The organism is Pseudomonas sp. FG43, from assembly GCF_057809175.1.
The window spans coordinates 17,481-43,137 of record NZ_JBMDJL010000024.1 but is presented as its reverse complement, the minus strand read 5'-3'; the positions used below and the strand labels follow the sequence as shown (position 1 = coordinate 43,137).

Annotated in this window: 20 protein-coding genes and 1 tRNA gene; 12 read left to right on the top strand and 9 right to left on the bottom strand. The window is 56.9% G+C overall.

Annotation, left to right across the window (positions count from 1 at the left end; translation table 11 throughout):
• Window positions 1–36 precede the first annotated feature (36 nt).
• From rpoD to ACODS3_RS23055, 4 genes are all read left to right on the top strand, one after another.
• Window positions 37–1,887: an RNA polymerase sigma factor RpoD gene (rpoD, locus tag ACODS3_RS23070; protein WP_304575689.1), complete on the top strand. Its 1,851-nt coding sequence runs from the start codon at window positions 37–39 to the stop codon at window positions 1,885–1,887.
• A 140-nt stretch (window positions 1,888–2,027) separates the two neighbouring features.
• A complete protein-coding gene (locus tag ACODS3_RS23065; RefSeq protein ID WP_489036452.1) occupies window positions 2,028–5,255 on the top strand; it encodes an EAL domain-containing protein in 3,228 nt (1,075 codons plus the stop codon).
• A gap of 15 nt (window positions 5,256–5,270) precedes the next feature.
• Window positions 5,271–5,347: transfer RNA gene (locus tag ACODS3_RS23060), tRNA-Ile, on the top strand.
• A gap of 688 nt (window positions 5,348–6,035) precedes the next feature.
• Window positions 6,036–7,238 (top strand): O-antigen ligase family protein, encoded by a 1,203-nt coding sequence (locus ACODS3_RS23055; protein ID WP_489036451.1) that lies wholly within the window; start codon window positions 6,036–6,038, stop codon window positions 7,236–7,238.
• Here ACODS3_RS23055 and ACODS3_RS23050 read toward each other — a convergent pair.
• Both ACODS3_RS23050 and ACODS3_RS23045 read right to left on the bottom strand, forming a co-directional pair.
• Window positions 7,228–8,118, bottom strand: coding sequence for a glycosyltransferase family 2 protein (locus tag ACODS3_RS23050; protein ID WP_489036449.1), 891 nt, complete (start codon window positions 8,116–8,118; stop codon window positions 7,228–7,230). The two genes, ACODS3_RS23055 and ACODS3_RS23050, sit on opposite strands and share 11 nt — an antisense overlap.
• Before the next feature lie 264 nt (window positions 8,119–8,382).
• Entirely contained in the window at window positions 8,383–8,508 is a 126-nt protein-coding gene (locus ACODS3_RS23045; protein ID WP_489036447.1) for a hypothetical protein, read from the bottom strand.
• Window positions 8,509–8,690: 182 nt separating this feature from the next.
• Here ACODS3_RS23045 and ACODS3_RS23040 point away from each other — a divergent pair, with 182 nt between their 5' ends.
• The 6 genes from ACODS3_RS23040 (at window position 8,691) to ACODS3_RS23015 (ending at window position 15,515) form a co-directional block, all read left to right on the top strand.
• Window positions 8,691–9,758, top strand: coding sequence for an FUSC family protein (locus tag ACODS3_RS23040; RefSeq protein WP_201001794.1), 1,068 nt, complete (start codon window positions 8,691–8,693; stop codon window positions 9,756–9,758).
• Window positions 9,759–9,769: 11 nt separating this feature from the next.
• A complete protein-coding gene (locus tag ACODS3_RS23035) occupies window positions 9,770–10,231 on the top strand; it encodes an Lrp/AsnC family transcriptional regulator (RefSeq protein WP_095068322.1) in 462 nt (153 codons plus the stop codon).
• Window positions 10,232–10,546: 315 nt separating this feature from the next.
• Window positions 10,547–11,590: a cache domain-containing protein gene (locus ACODS3_RS23030; protein ID WP_489036444.1), complete on the top strand. Its 1,044-nt coding sequence runs from the start codon at window positions 10,547–10,549 to the stop codon at window positions 11,588–11,590.
• A gap of 182 nt (window positions 11,591–11,772) precedes the next feature.
• Window positions 11,773–13,452 carry a flavin monoamine oxidase family protein gene (locus ACODS3_RS23025; RefSeq protein WP_201018153.1) on the top strand — a complete coding sequence of 560 codons (1,680 nt, stop codon included), beginning with the start codon at window positions 11,773–11,775 and terminating at the stop codon, window positions 13,450–13,452.
• A gap of 18 nt (window positions 13,453–13,470) precedes the next feature.
• Window positions 13,471–14,271 (top strand): carbon-nitrogen hydrolase family protein, encoded by an 801-nt coding sequence (locus ACODS3_RS23020; protein WP_489036442.1) that lies wholly within the window; start codon window positions 13,471–13,473, stop codon window positions 14,269–14,271.
• Window positions 14,272–14,384: 113 nt separating this feature from the next.
• A complete protein-coding gene (locus tag ACODS3_RS23015; RefSeq protein WP_201018155.1) occupies window positions 14,385–15,515 on the top strand; it encodes an AGE family epimerase/isomerase in 1,131 nt (376 codons plus the stop codon).
• A gap of 127 nt (window positions 15,516–15,642) precedes the next feature.
• Here ACODS3_RS23015 and ACODS3_RS23010 read toward each other — a convergent pair whose 3' ends face one another.
• From ACODS3_RS23010 to ACODS3_RS22985, 6 genes are all read right to left on the bottom strand, one after another.
• Entirely contained in the window at window positions 15,643–16,407 is a 765-nt protein-coding gene (locus tag ACODS3_RS23010; protein ID WP_201001789.1) for an SDR family oxidoreductase, read from the bottom strand.
• Between the two features lie 741 nt (window positions 16,408–17,148).
• Complete coding sequence (locus tag ACODS3_RS23005) at window positions 17,149–17,865, bottom strand: ABC transporter ATP-binding protein (protein ID WP_304575684.1); 717 nt, start codon at window positions 17,863–17,865, stop codon at window positions 17,149–17,151.
• Window positions 17,862–18,737, bottom strand: coding sequence for an ABC transporter ATP-binding protein (locus ACODS3_RS23000; RefSeq protein ID WP_201018157.1), 876 nt, complete (start codon window positions 18,735–18,737; stop codon window positions 17,862–17,864). Before ACODS3_RS23000 ends, ACODS3_RS23005 begins: the two co-directional genes overlap by 4 nt.
• The gene (livM, locus tag ACODS3_RS22995) at window positions 18,734–20,035 is read right to left on the bottom strand and encodes a high-affinity branched-chain amino acid ABC transporter permease LivM (RefSeq protein WP_201018158.1); all 1,302 of its coding nucleotides are present in this window, start codon (window positions 20,033–20,035) and stop codon (window positions 18,734–18,736) included. The genes ACODS3_RS23000 and livM overlap by 4 nt, the downstream gene beginning before the upstream one ends.
• Window positions 20,036–20,037: 2 nt before the next feature.
• Complete coding sequence (locus tag ACODS3_RS22990) at window positions 20,038–20,952, bottom strand: ABC transporter permease subunit (RefSeq protein ID WP_025258316.1); 915 nt, start codon at window positions 20,950–20,952, stop codon at window positions 20,038–20,040.
• 165 nt (window positions 20,953–21,117) lie between these two features.
• Window positions 21,118–22,254: an ABC transporter substrate-binding protein gene (locus ACODS3_RS22985; protein WP_201018159.1), complete on the bottom strand. Its 1,137-nt coding sequence runs from the start codon at window positions 22,252–22,254 to the stop codon at window positions 21,118–21,120.
• 685 nt (window positions 22,255–22,939) lie between these two features.
• On the opposite strand from ACODS3_RS22985, the gene pncB reads away from it, so the two are divergent.
• Together pncB and nadE are read left to right on the top strand one after the other, a co-directional pair.
• Window positions 22,940–24,163 (top strand): nicotinate phosphoribosyltransferase, encoded by a 1,224-nt coding sequence (pncB, locus tag ACODS3_RS22980; protein ID WP_201001783.1) that lies wholly within the window; start codon window positions 22,940–22,942, stop codon window positions 24,161–24,163.
• Between the two features lie 27 nt (window positions 24,164–24,190).
• On the top strand, window positions 24,191–25,018 hold the full coding sequence (gene nadE / locus ACODS3_RS22975) for an NAD(+) synthase (protein ID WP_489036437.1): 828 nt from the start codon (window positions 24,191–24,193) through the stop codon (window positions 25,016–25,018).
• A gap of 105 nt (window positions 25,019–25,123) precedes the next feature.
• Here nadE and azu read toward each other — a convergent pair whose 3' ends face one another.
• Window positions 25,124–25,570 carry an azurin gene (azu, locus tag ACODS3_RS22970; protein ID WP_201001781.1) on the bottom strand — a complete coding sequence of 149 codons (447 nt, stop codon included), beginning with the start codon at window positions 25,568–25,570 and terminating at the stop codon, window positions 25,124–25,126.
• Between the last annotated feature and the right edge of the window lie 87 nt (window positions 25,571–25,657).

The window sequence follows — 25,657 nt, the reverse complement described above, 5'->3', positions numbered from 1 at the left end:
TTTTTGCCCGCCAAGACCTTCAGTGGATAGGGTGTTATGTCCGGAAAAGCGCAACAGCAATCTCGTATCAAAGAGTTGATCACCCTGGGTCGTGAGCAGAAGTATCTGACTTACGCAGAGGTCAACGACCATTTGCCTGAGGATATTTCAGATCCTGAGCAGGTGGAAGACATCATCCGCATGATCAACGACATGGGGATCCCGGTACACGAGAGTGCTCCGGACGCAGACGCCTTGATGCTGGCCGATGCCGATACCGATGAAGCAGCCGCAGAAGAAGCGGCCGCAGCATTGGCAGCGGTTGAAACCGACATCGGTCGTACTACCGATCCCGTGCGTATGTACATGCGCGAAATGGGTACCGTTGAACTTCTGACCCGTGAAGGCGAGATCGAAATCGCCAAGCGTATTGAAGAAGGCATCCGTGAAGTGATGAGCGCAATCGCGCACTTCCCTGGCACGGTTGACCATATTCTCTCCGAATACGAACGTGTCACGAGCGAAGGCGGCCGCCTGTCTGATGTTCTGAGCGGTTATATCGACCCGGACGACGGCATTGCGCCGCCTGCCGAAGTACCTCCGCCACTCGACGCGAAAGCAGCCAAGGCTGACGACAGCGACGATGACGAAGAAGAATCGGGCGAATCTTCGGACGACGAAGAAGAAGCCGAAAGCGGTCCAGACCCCGTCGTGGCTCAACAGCGCTTCGGTGCCGTTTCCGAGCAGATGGAAATCACCCGCAAGGCGTTGAAGAAATTCGGTCGTGAAGACAAGAATGCCATCGCCGAGCTGGTTGCCCTGGCCGAACTGTTCATGCCGATCAAACTGGTTCCAAAACAGTTTGAAGGCCTGGTAGAGCGCGTTCGCAGCGCCCTTGATCGCCTCCGCGCCCAAGAGCGCGCGATCATGCAACTGTGTGTTCGTGATGCCCGCATGCCACGTGCAGACTTCCTTCGCCAGTTCCCAGGCAACGAAGTTGACGAAAGCTGGACCGACGCACTGGCCAAAGGCAAAAGCAAATATGCCGAAGCCATTGCTCGTCTGCAGCCGGACATCCAGCGCTGCCAGCAGAAGCTGACCGCGCTCGAAGAAGAAACCGGCCTGAAGATTGCCGAGATCAAGGACATCAACCGTCGCATGTCGATCGGTGAGGCCAAGGCCCGCCGCGCGAAGAAAGAGATGGTCGAAGCGAACTTGCGTCTGGTGATCTCCATCGCCAAGAAGTACACCAACCGCGGCCTGCAATTCCTCGATCTGATCCAGGAAGGCAACATCGGCCTGATGAAAGCGGTGGACAAGTTTGAATACCGTCGCGGCTACAAGTTCTCGACCTATGCAACCTGGTGGATCCGTCAGGCGATCACTCGCTCGATTGCCGACCAGGCACGCACCATCCGCATTCCGGTACACATGATCGAGACGATCAACAAGCTCAACCGTATTTCCCGCCAGATGCTGCAGGAAATGGGTCGCGAACCGACTCCGGAAGAGCTGGGCGAACGCATGGAAATGCCTGAGGACAAGATCCGCAAGGTACTGAAGATCGCCAAAGAGCCGATCTCCATGGAAACCCCGATCGGCGACGACGAAGATTCGCATCTGGGTGACTTCATCGAAGACTCGACCATGCAGTCGCCAATCGATGTCGCCACGGTAGAAAGCTTGAAAGAAGCGACACGCGAAGTGCTGTCGGGCCTGACCGCTCGTGAAGCCAAGGTTCTGCGCATGCGTTTCGGCATCGACATGAATACCGACCACACGCTGGAAGAGGTTGGTAAGCAGTTTGACGTAACCCGCGAGCGGATTCGTCAGATCGAAGCCAAGGCACTGCGCAAGCTGCGTCACCCGACAAGAAGCGAGCACCTGCGCTCGTTCCTTGACGAGTAATAGCACAAGCAAGTCAAAAACCCCCGGCCCGCCGGGGGTTTTGCTTTTCTGGAATAACACTTTCCGATTAGTAGTTTTTTCACCCCTTTCCCAACGCCGTCTACACTCGTCTCATTACTATCCGCCGCTATGAGGCTGCCATGTTACGACTGTCGGCCATCACACTCTTTTGTCTGATCGGCTCCATAGCACATGCCAACACTCCGGGCTTGCCGGACACTAGACAAGACGCTCTGACCGCCAGCGAAGAACTTCGTAACGGCACTCATGAATACCCGTTTCAAGACACAGAAAGCCCAAGACTCTGGCTCGCCCAGCAAGACTCAAAAGCCTTGCTGCTCGCCTCGGACAGCACGCTGACGAGCCTGCAACAGCCCGACATCGATAGATGGGAAAGCAGCGAGCCGGTGCATTGGGAAAACTTTCTGCTTTATGGCCTTCCGGGCCTATTACTTCTTTCGGCGGTTCTGGCAGTCGTTATCCGCAATAACCGGAAACTCAACCTGGAGATTTCTCGCGGAGTCGAACTGGAACAGAAACTCAGAGGCAGCGAATACCATTATCGCGGGCTGGTTGAAAGCCTCTCAGCGGTTGCCTGGGAAGCCAACCCGGAAAAAATGACCTACAACTATGTCTCGCCGCAGGCCGAAAGCCTGTTGGGCTACCCGCTGGCAAAATGGCTGCAACCCGGCTTCTGGCGCAGCATTGTGCATCCGGAAGACATCGACGCAGCCGAGACCTTCTGCAAGCAACAGGCACTGAGCGGCAACGATCACAGCCTCGACTACAGAGTCCGTAACGCCGAAGGCCGGATACTCTGGATCCGCGACATCGTCAGCCTGATCAAGCGCGGCCCAGAACCCATCATCCGCGGCCTGATGATCGACATCAGCGCCAGCAAACAAACCGAAGAAGCCCTGCGCCTGTCAGAAGGAAAGTTCTCCTCGGTCTTTGCCCAATGCCCGGACATTCTGATCATCGCCCGCCTTTGCGACGGCATCATTCTTGAGGTCAACAAAGCCTTCGTGGCCCAGACCGGCATGACCAGCGAAGAAACCATCGGCAAAACCGCCACACAAATCAACCTGTGGGCCATTCCCGGCGTTGGGCCGGGCCTGCTGGAGCGCCTGCAACAAGGCCGTATCCGCAATCTGGAAATGCCCCTGCGCCGCAAGGATGGCCGTACATTTTCCTGCCTGATGTCAGCCGACCCTTTCGAGATGAGCGCTACACCAGCCGTCTTGCTCACCGTGAGCGATATCACGCCTCTCAAGCAGGCCCAGCAGCAACTGCAACTGTCCGAAGAGAAATTCGCCAAAGCCTTCCACTCATCGCCAGACGGCCTGGTTATCGCCCGGACCAGCGACGGCATGCTGATGGAAGTCAATGAGGGCTTCTGCCGCTTGACCGGCTACAGCGAAGACCAGTGCCTGGAACGCTCAGGCCTTGATCTACAGATCTGGGTCGATCCGAGCGAGCGCCAGCAATTGGTCAAGCAGCTACAGCAGCATGGCGTCGTACGGGATTTCCGTGGCCAGATCCGTCGCCTGGATGGCCAGGTCCGGCTTTGCGAAATGTCCTCGCATCCGCTGCTCATCGCCGGGGAAGAATGCATCATGACCCTGGCCCGTGATATTACCGAGCGCCAACAGATGCAGGAAAAACTACACCTGGCCGCGACCGTCTTCGAGAGCACCGCCGAAGGCGTGCTGATCACCGATACCCGCCAGCGCATCAACGCCGTCAACCGTGCATTCAGCGAAATAACAGGATACGGCGAACAGGAAGCCTTGGGCCAGACACCACGCCTGCTCGCCTCCGGGCAGCATGACAGCGCTTTCTACGCCTCCATGTGGCACCAACTGGGCGCCGAAGGGCACTGGCAAGGCGAAATCTGCAACCGTCGCAAGAATGGCGAGCTTTACCCCAGTTGGCTGACGATCAGTGCCGTGCGCAACAAGGATCGGTTCATCACCCACTTCGTCGCCGTGTTTGCCGACATCTCCAGCCTCAAACACGCCCAGGCCCGTCTGGACTATCAGGCCCATCACGATCCATTGACCGGCCTGCCCAACCGCACCCTGTTTGAAAGCCGCCTGCAATCCGCCCTGCTACACAGCGAAGAGTCGGGCAGCCTTGGCGCCGTGCTGTTTCTCGATCTGGATCGCTTCAAGCACATCAACGACAGCCTCGGGCATCCCGTGGGCGACCTGCTTCTCAAAGGCATCGCACAGCGCCTCAAGGAGACGCTGCGCGACATAGACACCGTGGCACGCCTCGGCGGCGATGAATTCATCGTCCTGCTACCCGGCCTGCTGCAACCCGGCGATGCACAAACCATCGGCAACAAGCTCCTGGCCTGCTTTACCGCACCGTTCCAGGCAGGCGAACATGAGTTTTTCATGAGTGCGAGCATCGGCAGCAGCCTCTTCCCGACTGATGGCACCGACGTCGCCACACTGGTCAAGAACGCTGATGCAGCGATGTACCGCTCCAAGGCCAAGGGGCGCAACCGGATCGAAAGCTACACCCGCGACCTGACCTCTCAGGCCAGCGAACGGATCGCCCTGGAACAGGAACTGCGCAGAGCCATCGAACGCAACGAACTGAGCCTGTCCTATCAGCCAAAAACCAGCCTGCTGACCAACAAACTGGTGGGTGCCGAAGCCCTGATTCGCTGGAGTCACCCGACCTTCGGTGAAGTGCCGCCTGAACACTTCATCCCGCTGGCGGAAGAAAACGGCATGATCCTCCAGATAGGCGACTGGGTCCTGGAACACGCCTGCATCCAGATGCGCAAATGGCGCAAGACCTACGAACCCTTCGGACCACTCTCGGTAAACCTGGCCGGCGCTCAACTGCGCCAGCCCAACCTGCTCAAACGCATCGAGCAACTGCTTCTGGACAACGACCTGGAGCCCGGCTGCCTGCAACTGGAAATCACTGAAAACTTCATCATGAGCCAGACAGAAGAAGCCCTCTCGGTGCTGCACAAACTGAAAAAGCTTGGCGTTCAACTGGCCATAGACGACTTCGGCACCGGCTACTCGTCCTTGAGTTATCTCAAACGACTGCCACTGGACATCCTGAAAATCGATCAGTCCTTCGTCCGCGGCCTCCCCGAAGACACCCACGACGCAGCCATCGTTCGCGCCATCATCGCCCTGGGCCGCAGCATGCAACTGACCATCATCGCCGAGGGCGTCGAGAACCCCGAACAACAGAAATTCCTCACCGAACACGGCTGCGAACAGATTCAGGGCTACATCGTCAGCCTCCCCTTACCTCCCGAGGAATTCTGCTCCAGATTTCTTCTTATGAATCTTTCGGATTTTTCGGATAGCACAGCCGCGAAACCGCCGTTATAATCCGCGGCCTACTGAGGGCCCATAGCTCAGTTGGTTAGAGCAGAGGACTCATAATCCTTTGGTCCACGGTTCGAGTCCGTGTGGGCCCACCATTTTTCAAAAGCCGCGCATTGCGCGGCTTTTGTCGTTTTAAATCCCGGGAATTTCAGGCTGATTCGCCTTGCTCGATGCTGGCTGAGTCCACAAAGTGTCCACCACACTTTGCCAAAGAGTTCAAATCGACTACCTCAAGCCGTTCAGGCGTAATCCATGCTCGGTTTACGTGACAAGTGACCTTGAATGTAACGTATGCCTGACTTTTGGGAGAAATCAAAACAAGAGAGGCTCACGTCAGCGCCAGCACAATCACCGTAAGAGGATTTCACCGAGCCCTCCGGGAACCTCCAGCTCCCGCAGACGCTCGAATCACCTCATGGAAGCAGCCGCCCTGAATGGTGGGTTTTCCGTGCTGATGATGAGTTTTGCAACGCTCCCGAATAAAAGCTACACGCCCTTTTTTCCCACTGACGTGTAAGCTACCGGCGCCGGTCACGTTGAGGATGGCTGGCTCGTACAGGAATTGCTGCTATACAGACGGTAGCGCTCGAAGCGGGGAATATGCCGCTGAGGGGCTCATACCGAGATTGGCCGGACACATCGGGTAGATGCCTGATTTTTTTGAAGCAAGACTACGGCCCTCCGTTTTCAGGAATACCAAACAAAAACAGCCCGCAAGATGCCTCTGATAAATCACAGGCGCATCCCGTACAATTACAGGGTTTATTTAGATGGGCACGAAAAATGTCAGCTGATGTATCAGCAGAGAGCAAAAATCAACGCTTGGGTAATCTGATCAACAAGTACCTGTTACCGCTAGGCTGGCTCGTTACCCTGACAGGGATATTCTGGATCTGGGATAGAGCGCTCTACCACAAGCTTTTTTATATATTTCTGGCCTTCCCTACCTTTCTCGTATTGGTCATGCGGCCTCGTTTGCTGAAGCCCCTGACCTGCAATCCATTATTCATTGCATTCGGTGTCTTCAGTGCATACATCCTGATCAGCATTGCCTGGGCCGTGACGGAGGATGATCTGCCAGGCCTGCTCAAACGCCCTCTCTACATCGCGTTGTTGTTGTTTTCTACAGGCATCATTGCCTTGAATTACCCCGCACGGCTGGAGCAGTCCACACGCCTGTCAGCCATCATTGCCGCAGTGGTGGCTTGCCTGTCACTGGCCTATTTCGTACTTTTCGATATACCTGCCGGTGAAAGCCGCCTGAATGGTTACGGCGTGCTCGAAAATCCGTTGCTTACCTCTCATGTCTTGGGCGCATTCGCTGCGTTCTGGCTAGCCTCATGGTTCCAGGCACGCAAGGCATGGAACCCGGTGCCGATTATCTGTCTGGCATTTCTGGGAGCAGCAATCATGGCAACCGGGTCACGGACGCCATTGATTGGGTTGGCGGCCGCCCTGGGGTGGCTGTTACTCGTTGGTGACCGGCGACGCAGCTTGTTTGCCATCGGGATAGCCGTTATTGCCCTGATTGCTGTTCTGCTGATTCATCCCGACGCAATCACGCAGCGCGGTTTGTCCTACCGGCCCGCGATATGGATGGAATCACTGCGCCAGATCAGCGAACACCCGTGGCTGGGCTATGGTTTCGGCACAACGATGACAGTAGTGATTCCAGGCCTGCCCTTCAATCTTGCCGATCCACACAATATAGAGCTCGGCGTGCTCTATTCGGGCGGCATCATAGGGCTGGTACTGTGGATGACGATGTATGGCCTGGCGATCCATTTCTGCTGGACACACCGCCAGTATCCAGCCGTCACCATCGCGGCGACCTGGCTTGTGTTCGGCTTTGCTTCAGGGCTGACTGAAGGCAATGCCTTCATGTCACGTCCCAAGGAACACTGGTTCCTGATCTGGATGCCCCTGGCCCTGGTCTACGCCCAGTCATTGATTTACCGGACGCGCAGCCAAACGATCAAGAAATAACCAGCCGCCACATGCCGCGCAGGGTTTTCCTGTTCCAGAACCTGACCGGGATATCTGCCAGGATTTCCCGAGTCAACGCCTTGTCGCGGTTGGCGTACTTGAGCACCATGGAGTTGCGGAAGTTCATGCACACCTTCTCGTACTGAGGATGATCACGAAACACCTCGTACGTTTTGAGCACGTTATCCACCATGAACCGACCGTTCTTGAAGGTGTTGCTAGGGTGGTCACGGTATTGCGCCAGCACTTCACCGAGAATGTCGATGAAGTAACCGGCGCGAGCAATTGCCAGCTCGATATAGATATCCTCAAGCCGAATATTGGCGTTAAAGCCGCCGACCTTATCCAGAGCTTCTCGTCTAAACATCAATGTGGCAGACGCAGGCCCTGGCTTGCGATTGAGAAATAGATCGTCGAAATCCAGACGGCGGAATGGAAGGTTTCTGTTGCGCTGCTCACGCTCACCCATCACCTGGCCATTCTGGTCGATCGTTTCTATGTTGGCCGCGCAGATTCCCACTTCAGGCTTGTCTTTCATGTACTCCACTTGCGTGGCGATACGGTGGGGAAACATGATGTCATCGGAGCCAAAGGGAACGATCAACTCGCCTCGCGCACGCTCGATCGCTTCATTGAGGGTGCGGGCCAGGCCCTGGTTGGCCTGAAAGCGCAGATCAAAGCCATGCGCCTCCTGGAGCCGCTTCAGGACTTCCGGGCTTTCGTCTTTAGAGCCATCGTCGACGACCAGAAGCTCGATATTCGGGTAGGTTTGATTGATGACACTATTGATACTGTCTTCGATGTAACGTGCGTGATTGTAGGAAGCGATGATCACTGTCACCAATGGTGTATCGGTGACATCGTGACGTTGAGCGCACATAAAAATCCCCTGGATCGAATCTGTACGGTATTCAGTATTTTCAGTTGAAAACTGTGAATGCCGGGCTCAAGGCTCGTAGGCCCTGGTGAATAAATTTTGCGCAATATTACTTGAATCACCCATGTTTTCGTAGGTATCTCAGCCTGTAAGGACTGCCCTTGCTGAAATCCAGACCACCACTTCCCCCCTTCTCGACAGCCAGCTTGCCCGGCGTAAACGTCTTACCGCGTACCGGGCATTCCATGTAGATATACACATGCCGCATCAGAAATTCTCCGGCTTGCTCTGGGCCAGACGCACATGCTTGTGACTCATGGCGCCGAGAAGGTCGGCGATGTCGACCTGGCGGATGTCCTCTTGCAGGCGTGCCTGCCTGACCAGCAGGGCCAACCGCAGCAGCGTGTCAGTGCATCAAGCGGGGCTGGCATTCGTTTTTCGCGTGAGTCTGTAGCGCCAATGACAATGACTCAAAGGAGGAAAGCAATAAACAATTCCCCCTCCACTTGTGGCTTACTGGACATCGCCATCATCAAAGCATGGACACCTTCCCCACCCTCGCGGCCATTTAACGCATGACGAATTCGCGCTCTGTTTTTATCCCTTCCTGGCTTCGCCCTGTTCTGCGTCCTGTGCTTGACCCATATCGCCGCTATCGGCATGCGCGGCTGATTCATGCCGCACGTATCGTGGTCGGGCTGCTGGTATCGATCCTGCTGACTTCCGGCTTGAACATGCCCCATGGTGAATGGGCGTCGGTAACGATGCTGATCGTGATCGGCGGTTTGCAGCACCATGGCAACATCGGCAAGAAGTCCGTCGAGCGCGCATACGGGACGCTGATTGGCGCGGGCCTTGGGCTGTTTGTGGTGGTGCAGCAGGGGTATCTGGAAATTCCGTTGCTGACCTACGTCATGATGTCCGTGATGTGCGGTTTCTTCGCTTATCACGCGATCGGCAAGGGCGGTTATACCGCGCTGCTGTCGGCGATTACCCTGTTTATCGTGGCGGGCCACGGGGTCAACCCGATCAGTGATGGTCTGTGGCGGACGCTGGATATCATGATCGGTATCGCACTGGCGCTGGCCTTCTCCTTTGCCTTGCCGCTGTATGCGGTCTTTTCCTGGCGGTACAACCTGGCCAGCGGCCTGCGCGATTGCGCGAAGGTTTACGGGCGCATCCATCAAGGCGAGCCGATCAGCGCCGACGAGCACTTGAAACTGACTGCAAGGCTCAACGCCACGATGCTGCAACTGCGCTCACTGCTGCCATCGGTGTCCAAGGAAGTGAAGATTTCCATGGTCGAACTGGATGCCATACAGGGTCATTTCCGGATGTGCCTGAGCACGCTGGAGATCCTTTCCAACATTCGTCCTGCCAATCTCGACCAAGCCGCAGGTGCTGCGTTGAAAACGTCCATGGACGCCGACTACCGCCAGATTCGCAGGCAACTGATCGGCATGGCTCGAGCCCTGCAAACCGGTGCTACCGAGCGTCTGGCACGGCAATCCGAAACGGCGGCCACCGAATCGGCAATACCTGCCGAACTGACCGGCTACCACTTGATGACTCAACAGTTGGCGCACAATCTGGATCGCCTGCAGGAGCGCCTGTCCAAGACCGCCAAGCGCTGGAAATTTTGAAGGAGAGCATTTTGTCCGATAGCCGCCCTCTCGCCCTCGACGATATCGACCGCCAGTTGATTGCGGCCCTGCAACTCAATGCACGGGAAAGCGTGGCCATGCTGGCGCGGCAACTGGGGATTGCCCGTACCACCGTCACTTCACGACTTGCCCGCCTGGAAAGCACCAAGGTGATCACAGGTTATGGCGTGCGCCTGAGTCAGCGTGTCGTGGATGGCGGCTTGCAGGCGTATGTCGGCATTACCGTCCAGCCACGTTCGGGCAAAGAGGTGCTGCGCCGGCTCAGTACCCTGGCACAGGTTCAGCAGTTATGCGCCGTCAGTGGCGAGTTCGATTACGTCGCCTGGCTGCGCACCGACTCACCGGAGCAACTGGACCAGTTGCTGGACCTGATCGGCAGCATCGATGGCGTGGAAAAGACCACGACCTCAATTATTCTCAGCAGCAAGATTGATCGCGGACACGCTGTTTGATCATGTTTTTGCGAGCGGAATAATTGCGCTTACACGTAATTTAAAAACCCGTTTTTATTGAGTTCAGGCATCCACTAACGACCTGCATTTATCTATTTACGACATGGTTAAATAATAATCAAAACAACACGCAGGCAGGATGACATCACTGAACTTTTCAGCTAAGTTGCGAAAATCAGGGACGCCATCCATTCCGATGAGCACATAAAAATTCAGGGACAATAAATTCAGGGCTAAAAAGCCCTTTTTTCCGTTTTACTTTCTCGACGTTCGAGAACTCTGCCGCCACTCCACATTTTTTCAAGTAGAACGAAAATGATTGAGCCAGAGCGGACTGTCATCCTGTCCAAAGAAGTAGAAGCGTTAGCCAATCGGGGCGTCAGTGATATTCAAGTCATCACCCGACAGACACGCTTGCTGGCAATCAATGCACTGATCGAAGCCGCCCATGCCGGTAGCGCAGGCAAAGGTTTTTCAGTAGTGGCCGAAGAGGTCAAGAACATCTCCGAGCGTGTTTCAAAGATCGCTGCAGCCCTGACTCATGATTTGCAAGCCTCGGTCAATCAATTGATCGAACTGGGCCAAGGCATGTGTTTCGATATGCGCGGCCAGCGCCTGGCCGACCTGTCACTGAACATGATCGAAATCATCGACCGTAACTTGTACGAACGGACCTGTGACGTTCGCTGGTGGGCAACGGATGCCTCGCTGGTCGATATGCTTACCACCCAGACACCGCAAACCTGCGCGCATGCCAGCAAACGCCTGGGAATCATTCTGGACAGTTACACCGTCTATCTGGACATATGGGTGGCTGATAAAAACGGTCGAGTGGTTGCCTCTGGCCGCTCTGGCACGTACGAAAAAGTCATGGGAGCCAATGTCGCCGAAGAGCCGTGGTTCAAGAACGCCTTGCGTCACACCTCAAGCGATCAGTACTACGCAGGGCAAGTGGCTGTAGAACCTTTACTGAACAACTCGCAGACATGCGCGTTCAGTGCAGCGGTGCGCAGCAATGCTGGTTCGCAAAGCCCAGTGATCGGTGTCATCGGTATTCTCTTCGACTGGCAAAGTCAGGCCCGATCGGTCATTGATGGCGTTCGACTGAGTGACGAAGAACGCGCGCGCAGCCGGGTAATGATGGTCGACGCCAACCACCGGATAATCGCCAGCTCCGATGCAGAAAGCCTGCTCGGCGAGCCTGTCCAGTTACAAACCAAGGCCGGGCAGAACAGCGGTTACAGCACCCAGCAGGCTCAAGCCATTCAAGGCTATGCACTGACGCCCGGCTTTGAAACCTGGCCCGGTATGGGATGGCTTGGCGTCATCGAGCAACAACTCCCTGCCATAGAAGCCTGACGCAGCCCAACCCGCGAGCCGGACCTTCTGACTCGCTCGCGGGGTCAGCCACCACTACAAAATGACCTACATATTCGTCATATTGAATAAAAACACATCATAACGACGACACTTTGCGTCTTATTAACGTACTCACGCTTATCTAGACTGTTGTTTTCGCTGTAGCCGAATCAAGGTCTGTCATGAAAAACAATCGTCATCCTCAAGACGGCAAAAAGCCGATCACCATTTTTGGCCCTGACTTTCCTTTTGCCTTTGATGACTGGATCGAGCATCCGGCAGGCCTGGGCAGCATTCCGGCAGAAAACCATGGCAAGGAAGTGGCGATCATTGGCGCCGGGATCGCGGGGCTTGTGGCGGCCTATGAGCTGATGAAGCTGGGCCTCAAACCCGTCGTTTACGAAGCCTCGAAAATGGGCGGTCGCTTGCGCTCCCAGGCTTTTGAGGGTGCCGAAGGGATCATCGCGGAATTGGGCGGGATGCGCTTTCCCGTCTCATCCACCGCGTTCTATCACTACGTCGACAAACTGGGCCTTGAGTCCAGACCCTTTCCCAACCCACTGACCGCAGCTTCCGGCAGCACCGTCATCGATCTGGAAGGCACAACCTACTACGCACAAAAGCTGTCGGATTTACCTACGATATTTCAGGAGGTGGCCGACGCCTGGGCAGATGCGCTGGAGTGCGGCTCGCAGTTCTCCGATATCCAGCAGGCCATCCGCGACCGCGACGTACCGCGCCTCAAGGAGCTGTGGAACAAGCTGGTTCCGCTCTGGGACGACCGAACCTTCTACGATTTCGTCGCCACCTCCAAAGCCTTCGCCAAACTGTCGTTCTATCACCGCGAAGTATTCGGTCAGGTCGGTTTCGGCACGGGCGGCTGGGACTCGGATTTCCCCAACTCGATGCTGGAAATCTTTCGCGTGGTGATGACCAACTGCGACGATCACCAACACCTGATTGTCGGTGGCGTTGAGCAGGTCCCGCTGGGTATCTGGCGTCACGTACCGGATCGTTGCGCCCACTGGCCGCAAGGCACCAGCCTGTCGTCGCTGCATCATGGCGCGCCGCGGACCGGGGTCAAACGCATTGCGCGGACCGAGGACGGAAACCTGGCCGTCACCGACAACTGGGGCGATACGCGGCACTACTCGGCGGTGCTGACCACATGCCAGAGCTGGTTGCTGACGACACAGATCGAGTGTGAAGAGTCGCTGTTCTCACAAAAGATGTGGATGGCTCTGGATCGCACCCGCTACATGCAATCCTCGAAAACCTTCGTCATGGTGGATCGCCCGTTCTGGAAAGACAAAGACCCGCAAACCGGTCGCGACCTCATGAGTATGACCCTCACCGACAGGCTGACCCGAGGCACCTATCTGTTCGATAACGGCGACGACAAGCCGGGCGTGATCTGCCTGTCCTACTCGTGGATGAGCGATGCCCTGAAGATGCTGCCGCAGCCTATCGACAAGCGCGTAAAACTGGCTCTGGATGCCCTGAAGAAGATCTATCCGAAAGTGGATATCGCAGCGCGCATCATCGGTGACCCGATCACCATTTCATGGGAAGCCGACCCGCATTTCCTCGGTGCTTTCAAAGGTGCGCTACCGGGTCATTACCGCTATAACCAGCGGATGTACTCGCACTTCATGCAACAGGACATGCCCGCCGAACATCGCGGCATGTTTCTGGCCGGCGACGATATCTCCTGGACACCGGCATGGGTCGAGGGCGCGGTGCAGACGTCATTGAATGCCGTATGGGGCATCATGACTCACTTTGGCGGCAAGACGCTCCCGCAAAACCCAGGCCCCGGCGATGTGTTCCACGAGATCGGCCCCATCGCGCTTGCCGACTGATTCAGAAGGAAAACAGCCATGCGCATCGCGCAGTATCAATGCCCTCCTCTGCCACTGGATATCGGTGCCAACCTGCTGCGACTGGAGCAGCAGGCCAAGGCCGCGGCAGAGCAAAAAGCCGACCTGCTGGTCTGTCCGGAGATGTTCCTGACCGGCTACAACATCGGCGCAGAAGCCGCTCGCAAGCTGGCACAGCCGGTCAATGGCCGTGCAGCCTCTCGGGTTGCGGCTATTGCTCAAGAGCACGGCATCGCGATTGTATATGGCTATCCCGAACTGGACAGTGACGGGCGCATTTACAATGCGGCGCAACTGATCGACAGCCACGGACAAAGCCTGACCAACTACCGCAAGACCCATCTGTACGGCGAGCTGGACAAGTCGATGTTTACGGCGGGCAGTGATGACTTCCCGGTGGTAGAGCTCGATGGCTGGCGTCTGGGGCTGCTGATCTGCTACGACGTGGAATTCCCCGAAAACACCCGGCGTCTGGCACTGGCCGGTGCCGAACTGATTGTGGTGCCCACGGCGAACATGGTTCCTTACGATTTCGTCTGTGACATTACCGTGCGCGCACGAGCGTTCGAGAACCAATGTTATGTGGTGTATGCCAATTACTGTGGCAGCGAGGGCGATATTCATTACTGCGGGCAAAGCAGCCTTTGCGCACCGGATGGCAGCCGCCCGGCCTTGGCGGCGCAAAATGAGACGCTGATGGTTGTAGAGCTGGACAGGCCATTGATGGAAGGCTCGCGGGCGATCACTACCTATTTCACGGATCGGCGGCCGGAGTTGTACCGAGATCTGACCAAGACCTGAGTTTTCATGGCGTTGTTCGCGAATAAATTCGCTCCTGTAGCGGCCTGAGCGCAAAATCCCGAGCGCCTCCTGCTAACATGTGGCGCATCTCGACACTGCCGTGACGCCAGCCGATGCCCCATGCTTCCAGTTCTGCCTCGAGGTCTGAGTTGACCTCCAGCCTCACCCGCCTTCAGGAACACTTCTTCAAAGTCGTCGTGCCGCTCTGGCAAGGTCCTGGCTGGAACGCGCAACTGGCGTTGCCTTATGAAGCGCTCGATGCACAGCACCATCCTCTGCCGCCACAGCGCTACAGAGCCATGGCCTGCGCCCGGCAGTTGTTCCTGTTTTCCAGCCTGATCGGTCATCCGGAGTTTCCGGACGCCGCGACTCGCGCCGGCGCGCTGTTTCGCTCAATGCAGCAACACTTTCATGACGCCGAACACGGCGGCTGGTTTTACAGCATCGATCCACAAGGCCAACCGCTGGACCGCCGCAAGGATCTCTACACCCACGCCTTTATCATTTTTGCCTTCGCCCATTACTGGGCCAGGGTAAAAGAGCCTCTGGCCGAGTCGGCACTCAATGCCGCGCTCAATGTCGTCGCCGAGCGTTTCGACGATGGCGCAGGTCTTTACGAAGCGAGCCTGGACGAAGACTGGTCCACGCTGGGTAGCGGCCCTTTGCAGAACCCGTTGATGCATCTGGCGGAGGCGTTTCTGGCAACGCTGTCGGTACGCCCGGATCCCAGGACCCAATCGGCCTTGAATGGGCTGGTCACTCACATGCAGCGCCGTTTCATCGACCCGGCGACAAGTGTGATGCTGGAGAAACCGCTGGGGGCTGTGGATAACTGGTATGAACCGGGGCACCAGTTCGAGTGGTTTTTCTTGCTGCACACCTCTGCCGAACTGCGCAGCACTCCGTTGTATGCCTCGTTGAACCGGGCGTTCACTCTTGCAGAGACTCAGGGTGTCGATCAGCAAACCGGTGCTGTGACCGCGATGCTGACATGTGACGGTGTTGTACGTGATGGCACCCAGAGAATCTGGGCACAGGCCGAATACCTGCGGGCGCTGGCGTTGCGTCCTGACGGCCTGAGCCGCCTGAATGACCAACTGATAGCGCTGCAACAGCGATTCCTGCATGCCGGTGGCTGGCATGAATGCCTGGACACCGATGGCGAGGTCAGCCGCAGCGATATGCCGTCAACGACCCCCTACCATCTGGCAACCTGCTACATCGGCCTGGCTGAACACTTGTAGGAACGAATTCATTCGCGAGAGGGCCGTACATCCGAAAAGCATGTATCGACTTCAATGACGTCTCGCGGATAAATCCGCTCCTACGCAGCCGTGGGTAGGAGCGAATTCATTCGCGAAGAGGTTTCGCTCAGCCGCGGTTGCGGTCGATCGCGAAGCCGGCCCAGGTCTGGCTGACGGGCATCAGCTCAAGGCTGTTGATGTTGACGTGTGCCGGGGTGTTCATGATCCAGAAGATCGTCTCCGCAATATCCTGCGGCTGGATAGGCTCGGCACCGGCATAGGTCGCATCGTACTTGGCCTGATCACCACCGAAACGCACCAGCGAGAATTCGCTTTCACACAGGCCCGGCTCCAGGTTGGTCACACGCACGCCAGTGCCGATCAGGTCGTTGCGCAGGTTCAGCGAGAACTGGCCCACGAATGCCTTGGTGCCGCCATAGACGTTACCGCCCGGATACGGGTAGTTGCCCGCCACAGAGCCCAGGTTGACGATACTGGCACCACGACCGTGGCCGATCAGACGCGGCAGCAGCAGGCGCGTCGTGTAGACCAGACCTTTGACATTGGTGTCGATCATGGTGTCCCAGTCATCCAGATCACACTTGGGTGCCGGGTCGATCCCCAGCGCCAGGCCAGCGTTGTTGATAAGTCCACGAATGGTCGAGAACTCTTCCGGCAGATCGGCGATGGCGCTTTCCATGGCGGCGCGGTCACGTACATCGAGCGTCAGCGTGTGAACCCTGGTTTTCTTCGACAGTTCGGCGCTCAAGGCGTCCAGACGCTCCTGGCGGCGACCGGTCAGCACCAGCGACCAACCGGCCTCTGCAAAGCGACGGGCACAGGCTTCGCCAAACCCGGAAGTAGCGCCCGTGATGAATACGGTGGAAGTCATTTCGTTCTCCTGACATGGCGCAATAAAAGCGCAGCCTGTTAATAAGTTCACAGCAAGACCGGCAGGATGCCCGCCCGGAGCCATCTGGATCAAGCATGTGGACAAAGCTGCTCACAGAAAACCATAACTGTACAAAAAACGAACAACACCAGCGAAGCCACGTTCTACAAGGGCTACACGCGGTTTTGCCCACCTTATCCACAGTCAGGCCCACAATCTCTGGGGGCAAGTGTAAAACCCCGCATGGCTTGCATTTAAAGGGCTGTAGCCCATCGAGAGAAGTTTTCCCCTTGACTTTGTAACCAACACCCAGGCCCTGTAATAGCAGGTAAAACCCTGTGCTGCCCGCCAGCCCAATGAAGATGCCGCCTACCCGACTATTTCCAACGCTTGCCCACAGACTTATCCACAGGCTGCGCGCACAAACCAACTGTATGAACAAACAGGTATCTGGACGTTGACAAAAGCCTGTAAAGAACATCCAAAAACAGCTGATCAAAAAACAACCACCACGCTATAGCCCTTATATCTAAAGGCCTCCAGCCAAATACTCCCAAGTTATTAACAGCCAGTTCCACAGTAAACCTGAACAAGTCAAAACCGTGACAAAACAACCGTTTGCAGCGGCTTTATGTCGCGTTTCAAGGGCATGTCAAAATTGTTTTCCACAATCGGGAAAAAACAGCGCCCCGAGTGAAAAACACCCGGGGCGCGTGGATAAACGCTGTTTTTCTGACTGAATCAGTGCCCACCCAGATAAGCGTTCCTGACCTCTTCATTTACCAGCAATTCCTGGCCAGAGCCCGACAGACGGATCTCACCGTTGACCATCACGTACGCCCGGTCAGACAGCTTGAGTGCATGGTTGGCATTCTGCTCGACCAGGAAGATCGTCATGCCGGTGGCCGCCAGCTCGCGCAGGGTCGAGAAGATCTGCTTGACGATGATCGGCGCGAGACCAAGGCTCGGCTCATCGAGCAGCAGCAGTTTCGGACGACTCATCAGGGCACGAGCGATGGCCAGCATCTGTTGTTCGCCACCGGACATGGTCATGGCGCGCTGGTTACGGCGCTCCTTGAGCCTGGGAAACAGATCGAACATGCGCTGCATGTCTTCAGCCGAATGCTTGTCACCGATAGGGATAGTGCCCATCAGCAGGTTTTCCTCGACTGACATGTCGGGGAACACCCTGCGCCCTTCCGGCGATTGCGCGATGCCGTTGGAAGCAATGTAGTGCGACGACTTCTGCGTGATGTCGATGCCCTGGTAGATGATCTGCCCGCTGGCAGCTCGCGGCTGGCCGAAGATCGACATCAGCAGCGTGGATTTGCCCGCGCCGTTGGAGCCGATCAGGCTCACCGTTTCACCTTCATTGATATGCAGCGAGACCTTCTTGAGGGCCTGGATCGGCCCGTAAAACACATCGATCTCTTTCATTTCGAGGATCGGTTTGCTCATACCAATTCCTCTTCATCAGCGCCCAGATACGCGGCGATCACTTTCGGATCGTTGCGGATCTGCTCCGGCCCGCCTGCGGCAATCACGTTGCCGTGGTCGAGCACCACAATATCGTCGGAAATGTTCATGACCATGCCCATGTCGTGCTCGATCAGCACGATGGTCATGTCGTGTTCGTCCCTCAACAGGCGGATCATGCCGCTCAGGGCTTCGGTTTCCTGCGGGTTGAGACCTGCGGCCGGCTCATCGAGGCAGATCACCTGAGGCCGTGTACACATGGCCCGGGCGATCTCCAGACGGCGTTGCTGACCGTAGGACAATTCACCCGCAAGGCGGTTGGCGCAGTCCACCAGGTCCACCACTTCCAGCCAGTAGAACGCCGTATTGAGTGCATCCTCCTCAGCCTTGCGATAACCCCTGGTATTGAGAATGCCGCTGATCAGGCTGCGATTGACCCACATGTGCTGAGCCACCAGCAGGTTTTCCACCACCGACATTTCCTTGAACAGCCGAATGTTCTGGAAGGTGCGCGCCAGTCCGGCCCGGTTGACCAGGTGGGTGCCGCCGAACATCTTGTAGTACACGCGGCTGAAAAAGCTTTTGGGGGATACGAAGTCTGTTGCGGCAAACGACTCACCCAGCAGCTTGATCACATTGGTGGTCTTGCCACGGGTATGCAGCTCGATACGTCCACCCGTGGCCTTGTAGAAACCGGTCAGGCAGTTGAAGACCGTGGTCTTGCCCGCGCCGTTTGGGCCGATCAGAGCAAAGATCGAGTTGCGACGAACTTGCAGGCTGACATCGCTCAACGCCTTGATGCCGCCAAAATGCATCATCAGATGCTCGACCGAGAGAATGACTTCATTGCTCATGACGCCACTCCTTCTTTAACCAGTGAGCCTTTGCGCGGGACCACGCCAGTGCGGCTGATACGAATCAGGCCGCGTGGCCGCCAGATCATCATCAATACCATCAGGATTCCGAACAGCAGTACCCGGTACTCGGAGAAACTGCGCAGCAGTTCGGGCGCAACCGTCAGCACGAAAGCCGCGATCACGACCCCCACCGTCGAGCCCATGCCACCCAGAACCACAATAGCCAGGATCAGTGCCGACTCGAAGAAGGTAAAGGAAGTCGGGTTGACGAAGCCCTGATAGCTGGCGAAAAACACACCAGCCAGACCGGCCGTCGAAGCCCCGATGGTGAACGCCGACAGCTTGACGAGCACATGATTGAGCCCCATCGAACGACAGGCGATCTCGTCTTCACGAAGCGCTTCCCAGGCACGGCCGATGGGCATGCGAGTCAGGCGATGCTTGATGAACAGCACGGCCAGCACCACGATGAACAGCACGGTGTAGATGAACAGGAATTTCAGATCCGGGTTGTAATCGAAGCCGAAATATTCGTGAATCGGAATGCCGCCCTCTTTGGCGCGACGCCCGAACTCCAGGCCAAAGAAAGTTGGCGAAGGCACGGGAACACCATTCGGGCCGCCGGTGAAGGACAGCCAGTTGTTGAGCACCAGACGAATGATTTCACCGAACCCAAGGGTCACGATGGCCAGATAGTCACCGTGCATGCGCAATACCGGAAAACCCAGAATGCACCCGGCCAGCGCGGCAGCAATCGCCGCCAGAGGCAGCGCCGACCAGAAGCCCAGGCCCAGATACTGATAACCCAGCGCCAGACCGTAGGCACCGATGGCATAGAACGCAACATAACCCAGGTCGAGCAACCCGGCCAGACCGACCACGATATTCAGGCCCAGCCCGAGCAGAACGTAGATCAGCCCGAGGATAACCACGGTCAGCAGGTACTTGTTGGCAAAGATCGGGAACACGATGGCAATCACGATCAACAGCGGAATGATCCAGTAGAGGCTCGATTTGTGATCGGGCTTGAGCACATGCACACCCGAAGCGGAACTCTCGAAACTCTGGCCAATGCGGATGCCCTTGGGCGTTTGCAGGAACAGGCTCATGAGGAAACGCCCCGCCATGACCACCGCCACCAGCAGGGCGACACGGGTCGGTTGCAGGTTGAAGCTGTAGCCGTCGAGCACAATGCCGACAATCGGGCCAAAGACGATCAGCGCCAGCAAGCCGGCAACCACGGCGTCGATCAGGCTTTTCTTGATATCGATAGGTTTAGCGATAGGAGCAGACATACTTATACCTTCGCCACGAGTGGGCGACCCAGCAGGCCTTGGGGACGGAAAATCAGGATCAGTACCAACAGGCCGAAACTGAACACGTCTTTGTAATCGGAATTGATCAAGCCGGAGAACTGCGACTCGGCAACCCCCAGGATCAAACCACCCAGCATCGCGCCCGGCAGCGAACCGATCCCGCCCAGTACCGCAGCAGTGAACGCCTTGATACCGATGACAAAGCCTGCATAGAAATCGAATGTGCCGTAGTTCATCGTGATCAGCACACCCGCCAGCGCAGCCATTGCAGCACCGATGATGAACACGTAGGAAATGACCCGGTCAGTGTTGATCCCCAGAATCGACGCCATCTTGCGATCCTGTTGCGTGGCGCGGCACATGCGACCGAGCTTGGTGTACTTGATGATGTACGTCAGCAACGCCATGCCGGCAAAAGCGGCGATGAGGATGAAGATCTTGGTGTAGGTGATCTGCACGAAGCCGGTACCGACTTCAAAGCGCCAGGCACCTTCGAGAAGCGTTGGAACGCCCTGCTGCCGTGCGCCCTGACTGATCTGCGCGTAGTTCTGCAGGATCAGGGAAATGCCGATGGCGCTGATCAGCGGTGCCAGCCGGGTCGAGTTGCGCAGCGGCTTGTAAGCCACCCGCTCAATGACGAAGCCGTAGACACCTGTCACCACGACAGTGAAGATCAGCGTCCCGAGAATCAGGAATGGAAACGACTCCAGACCGAAGAAAGACAGAACCGCCAGGCCGATTGCGGCCAGGTAGGCGGAGATCATGTAAACGTCGCCATGGGCGAAGTTGATCATGCCGATAATGCCGTAGACCATCGTGTAGCCGATGGCAATGAGGCCGTAGACAGACCCGAGAGTCAGTCCGTTGACCATTTGCTGCAGGAAAATACCGTCCATCACGCACGCTCACAAACTTGAAGGCCGCTCAGGGTCCTGCTCGCCATACCCTCATCAGGCATAACGAGCAGGCCGTACGGCTACAGAAGAGTCCAGGCCCGCTGAGGTGTGAGCCCGTTACCATGCCAGGCCGCCTCAAGAGGCAGGCCTGACGATGCGTCTATTTCACTTCTGTTTTTCGAGCTGTTTGTATTTGCCAGTGGCATCCCACTGATAAACCACATAGTCGGAGACTTTCAGGTCGCCTTTGGCATCCCAGGTTTTCTCGCCCATGACAGTCTTGACCGGGTTGGCTTTCAGCCATACAGCCGCAGCATCGCCCTTGTTGGATTTGGCACCGTTGAAGCCGGCAGCCAGCGCCTGTACGGAAGCGTAGGCATACAGGGTGTAGCCTTCAGGCTCGTAGCCGGACTTGCGGAACTCATCGACCACCGCCTTGCTTTCCGGCAGCAGGCGCGGGTCGGCACCGAAGGTCATGTACACGCCATCCACGTACTGTGGGCCGCCTGCGGTCGTCACCAGTTCATCAGTCACGACGCCATCATCGGACATGAACTTGACGTCCTTGAGGCCCTGCTCGCGCAGTTGACGAACCAGCGGGCCGGCTTCCGGGTGCAGACCACCGAAGTAGACGACATCGGCACCCACCGAACGGATCTTGGTAACCAGAGCACTGAAGTCTTTCTCGCCACGGGTCAGGCCTTCGTAGAGGACCTCTTTCACGCCGCGTTTGGCCAACTGGGCACGGGTCGCATCGGCCAACCCCTGACCGTAGGTGTCCTTGTCGTGGATAACAGCGATCTTCTTGCCTTTGAGCACATCGACGATGTAATCGCCGGCGACCACGCCTTGCTGATCGTCACGACCGCACATGCGGAACATTTCTCCCAGACCGCGCTCGGTAACCGTCGGGTTGGTGGAGCCCGGGGTGATGGCAATCACACCTGCCTCACTGTAAACCTCAGAAGCCGGAATGGTGGAAGAAGAACAGAAGTGCCCCACGACGCCGACAACCTTGTCCTGATCGACCAGACGGTTGGCGACAGCCACAGCCTGCTTCGGCTCGCAGGCATCATCGCCACGAACCAGAACAATTTTCTCGCCATTGACCCCACCTGCCGCGTTGATTGCATCCGCTGCCGCCTGAGCGCCCTTCATATACTGCTCGCCAAACGATGCGTTGGCGCCAGTCATGGGGCCTGCGACGCCAATCTTCACGTCGGCTTGAGCAAACGAAGACACGCCCAATGCAGTTGCCACTGCGATTGCCAGAAAACCTTTCCTGTAAAACGTATGCGACATGAGTGGTGCTCCTGAGATTTTTTAATTAGCACTGCAACTACAAGAGTTGCTTAGAGCAAGGGGCGTGCCATCACTTTTCATTCGGGAACACGTGATGCTCAGGGAGGCGCACCACCAGTCGCCAGCCCTTGCAAAAAGGCCGTGCAACCGTCTACCGCGCGAAAGGTGCAACCAGACACAAAACAGGCGCAACCTTAAAAATCAGAAACAGCAACCGACACACTCCCCAACGTGCAACCCGGCTGTAACCGGGCACGTCACCGAAGTGCACACCCCCGGTGCGCATGCGCTACGAGACGCACCATTTGAGGTTAGTGGAAGCACAGGAAAACGCTGTCGATGATGAGCAAACTCAGCCCGCAAGGCCCGGCCTGTGCAATGCCGGTCTGGCGATGCGCATCCACGGGTCTGTTACTGGTGCAGGTTCAAACGGACGTAACAGATGAACGGGCATCTACTAATAACCGGCTTGGGACCAGCGATCAAACGACCATTCGGCCAAACGTCATTCCATTTATTCCTGATGCCTGAAACACGCCGCCCCAAGGATTTTCTGCATTGAATGCGGGAACCGTTGGATCATCCGGCAAGTTAAGGGTGACAATGCGAACCCGGCAGGCCGCGAGCACTCAGAACACGAAGTTCGCGAGCCAAACGTTATCGGCTGCTCTGGAGACCCGAATCAATGAGTGGGAGCGCCTTCTCGAATCGCATCGTGCAAAATCTGCTCGATACCGATTTTTACAAGCTCACCATGATGCAGGCGGTTCTGCATAACTATCCCAACACCGATGTGGAATGGGAGTTCCGCTGCCGTAACGGCGAAGACCTGCGGCCCTATCTGGCCGAGATCAGGCATCAGATCGAGTTGCTTTGCGAGTTGTCGCTGAGCAACGAGCACCTGGCATTCCTGGAGCGCATCACCTTTCTGAAACCGGACTTTCTCAGGTTCCTGGGGCTGTTCCGCTTCAATACCCGCTATGTGAAAACCAGCATCGAAAACGATGAGCTGTGCATTCGCCTGAACGGTCCGTGGCTGCATGTAATCCTGTTTGAAGTCCCCTTGCTGGCCATCGTCAGCGAAGTTCGTAACCGCCATCGTTACCCGGACATCATGCTCAGCCAGGCTCGGGAACGTCTCTACGACAAGTTCGAGTGGCTGACCAGCAACGCCAGCCCGGACGAGCTGGCAGAGCTGAAAGTCGCCGACTTCGGCACCCGCCGTCGCTTTTCCTACGGCGTACAGGAAGCGATCCTGCAAGTGCTCAAGCGTGACTTCCCCGGCCAGTTTGTCGGTACCAGTAATGTGCATCTGGCCCGCGAGCTTGATCTGAAGCCGCTGGGCACCATGGCTCACGAATGGATCATGGCGCACCAGCAACTCGGCCCGCGCCTGATCGACAGCCAGATCGCAGCGCTGGACTGCTGGGTTCGAGAGTATCGCGGGCTACTGGGTATCGCCCTGACCGACTGCATCACCACCGATGCCTTCCTGAGCGACTTCGATCTGTATTTCGCCAAGCTGTTCGATGGCTTGCGCCATGACTCGGGAGATCCGGTGAAGTGGGCTGAAAAATGCATCACGCACTATCAGAGGCTGGGCATTGATCCAACGAGCAAGACCCTGGTCTTCTCCGACGGCCTGAGCCTGCCCAAGGCGCTGGAAATCTTTCGGGCCTTGCGTGGCCGCATCAATGTCAGCTTTGGCATCGGCACTAACCTGACAGCCGATATTCCAGGCATAGCGCCGATGAACATGGTGCTGAAAATGACCGCATGCGCCGGGCAACCCGTGGCAAAGATTTCCGATGAGCCAGGCAAGGCGCAATGCAAGGACCCGAACTTCGTCTCGTACCTGCGACACGTGTTCAAGGTGCCCGCTTTGACTGCCCCTGAAAAACCCGTTTGAATTGTCCCCACTTACAAGGAGTGACTCATGCACGCCGTACAACTGCAGATTGCTGAACAGCTCAATGTCCAACCGCCCTTCGCCGACCACAACGCTCTGCAGGCCGAAGTGGCCCGTCGCGTGGACTTCATCAAGGAGTGCCTGCTCAATGCACGGCTCAAGACGCTGGTACTGGGGATCAGCGGCGGCGTCGACTCACTGACCGCAGGCCTGCTGTGTCAGCGCGCTGTAAAGGAACTGCGCAGCAGCACAGGCGACGACGGCTATCGCTTCGTCGCCGTACGCCTGCCGTATGTGGTGCAACACGACGAACACGAAGCCCAGGCGTCGGTGGACTTCATCGAGCCAGACGAACGTCATACCGTGAATATCGGCGAAAGCGTCAAGGCTCTGGCCGCTGAAGTAAAAGCCTTCGACGGCAAGGCGGCCAGCACTGTGGACTTCGTGCTCGGCAACACCAAGGCGCGCATCCGCATGGTGGCGCAATACACCATCGCCGGTGCTTATCAAGGGCTGGTAGTGGGGACCGATCATGCGGCAGAAGCAGTCATGGGCTTCTTCACCAAGTTCGGTGACGGTGCCTGCGACCTGGCTCCTCTCAGCGGCCTGGTAAAGAATCAGGTGCGCGCCATCGCCCGCCATTTCGGCGCGCCGGAATCATTGGTCGAGAAAGTACCGACAGCGGATCTGGAAGACCTGGTTCCCGGTAAACCGGACGAAGCGTCCCATGGCGTGACCTATGCAGAAATCGACGCCTTCCTGCATGGCCAGCCGGTACGCGAAGAAGCGTTCAGGATCATTTGCGACACCTATGCCAAGACCCAGCACAAGCGTGAATTGCCTTACGCGCCTTAAGTAGGACCGGATTTATCCGGGAAGGCGGTGGAACTGACGATATGGGCACCTGCACTTCGCGAATGAATTCGCTCCTACGGGGAATTCATTCGCGAAAGCATCAACTTACTTCAGCGTAACCGTGCCTTTCATCATGCTGATGTGGCCCGGGAAGGTGCAGAAGAACTGGTACTGGCCAGCCGGATCCAGCTTCGACACATCAAAGGTCACAGAATCGGTTTCCCCGGCACCAATCAACTTGGTGTGAGCGATCACACGAGGGTCGCCTTCCTTCAGGTATCCCTTGTCGATACCAACGCTCAGGCCATCAGTGGCGATAGCCTGCGAATCAGCCGTTTTGCTCAATACCCAGTTATGGCCCATCACGTTCTTCGGCAGACTGCCGGAGTGAGTGAGGTTGACGGTGAACGTCTTGCAGCTCTTGTCGATCTCGATGGCTTTGGTGTTGAACATCATCTGATCGGTCGAATCGACGGTGGTGGAGCATTCGGCAGCCAACAACTGACCACTGGCCAACGTCAACAGAGAGATAGCTACAAGCTTGCGGATCATATGAATCTCCAAGGCAGGGTGCTTCATTAATGTGATGAGAGACTGCCCCATTCAGGGCCAGGTTCCAATGACCTGCGTCAACGTGAC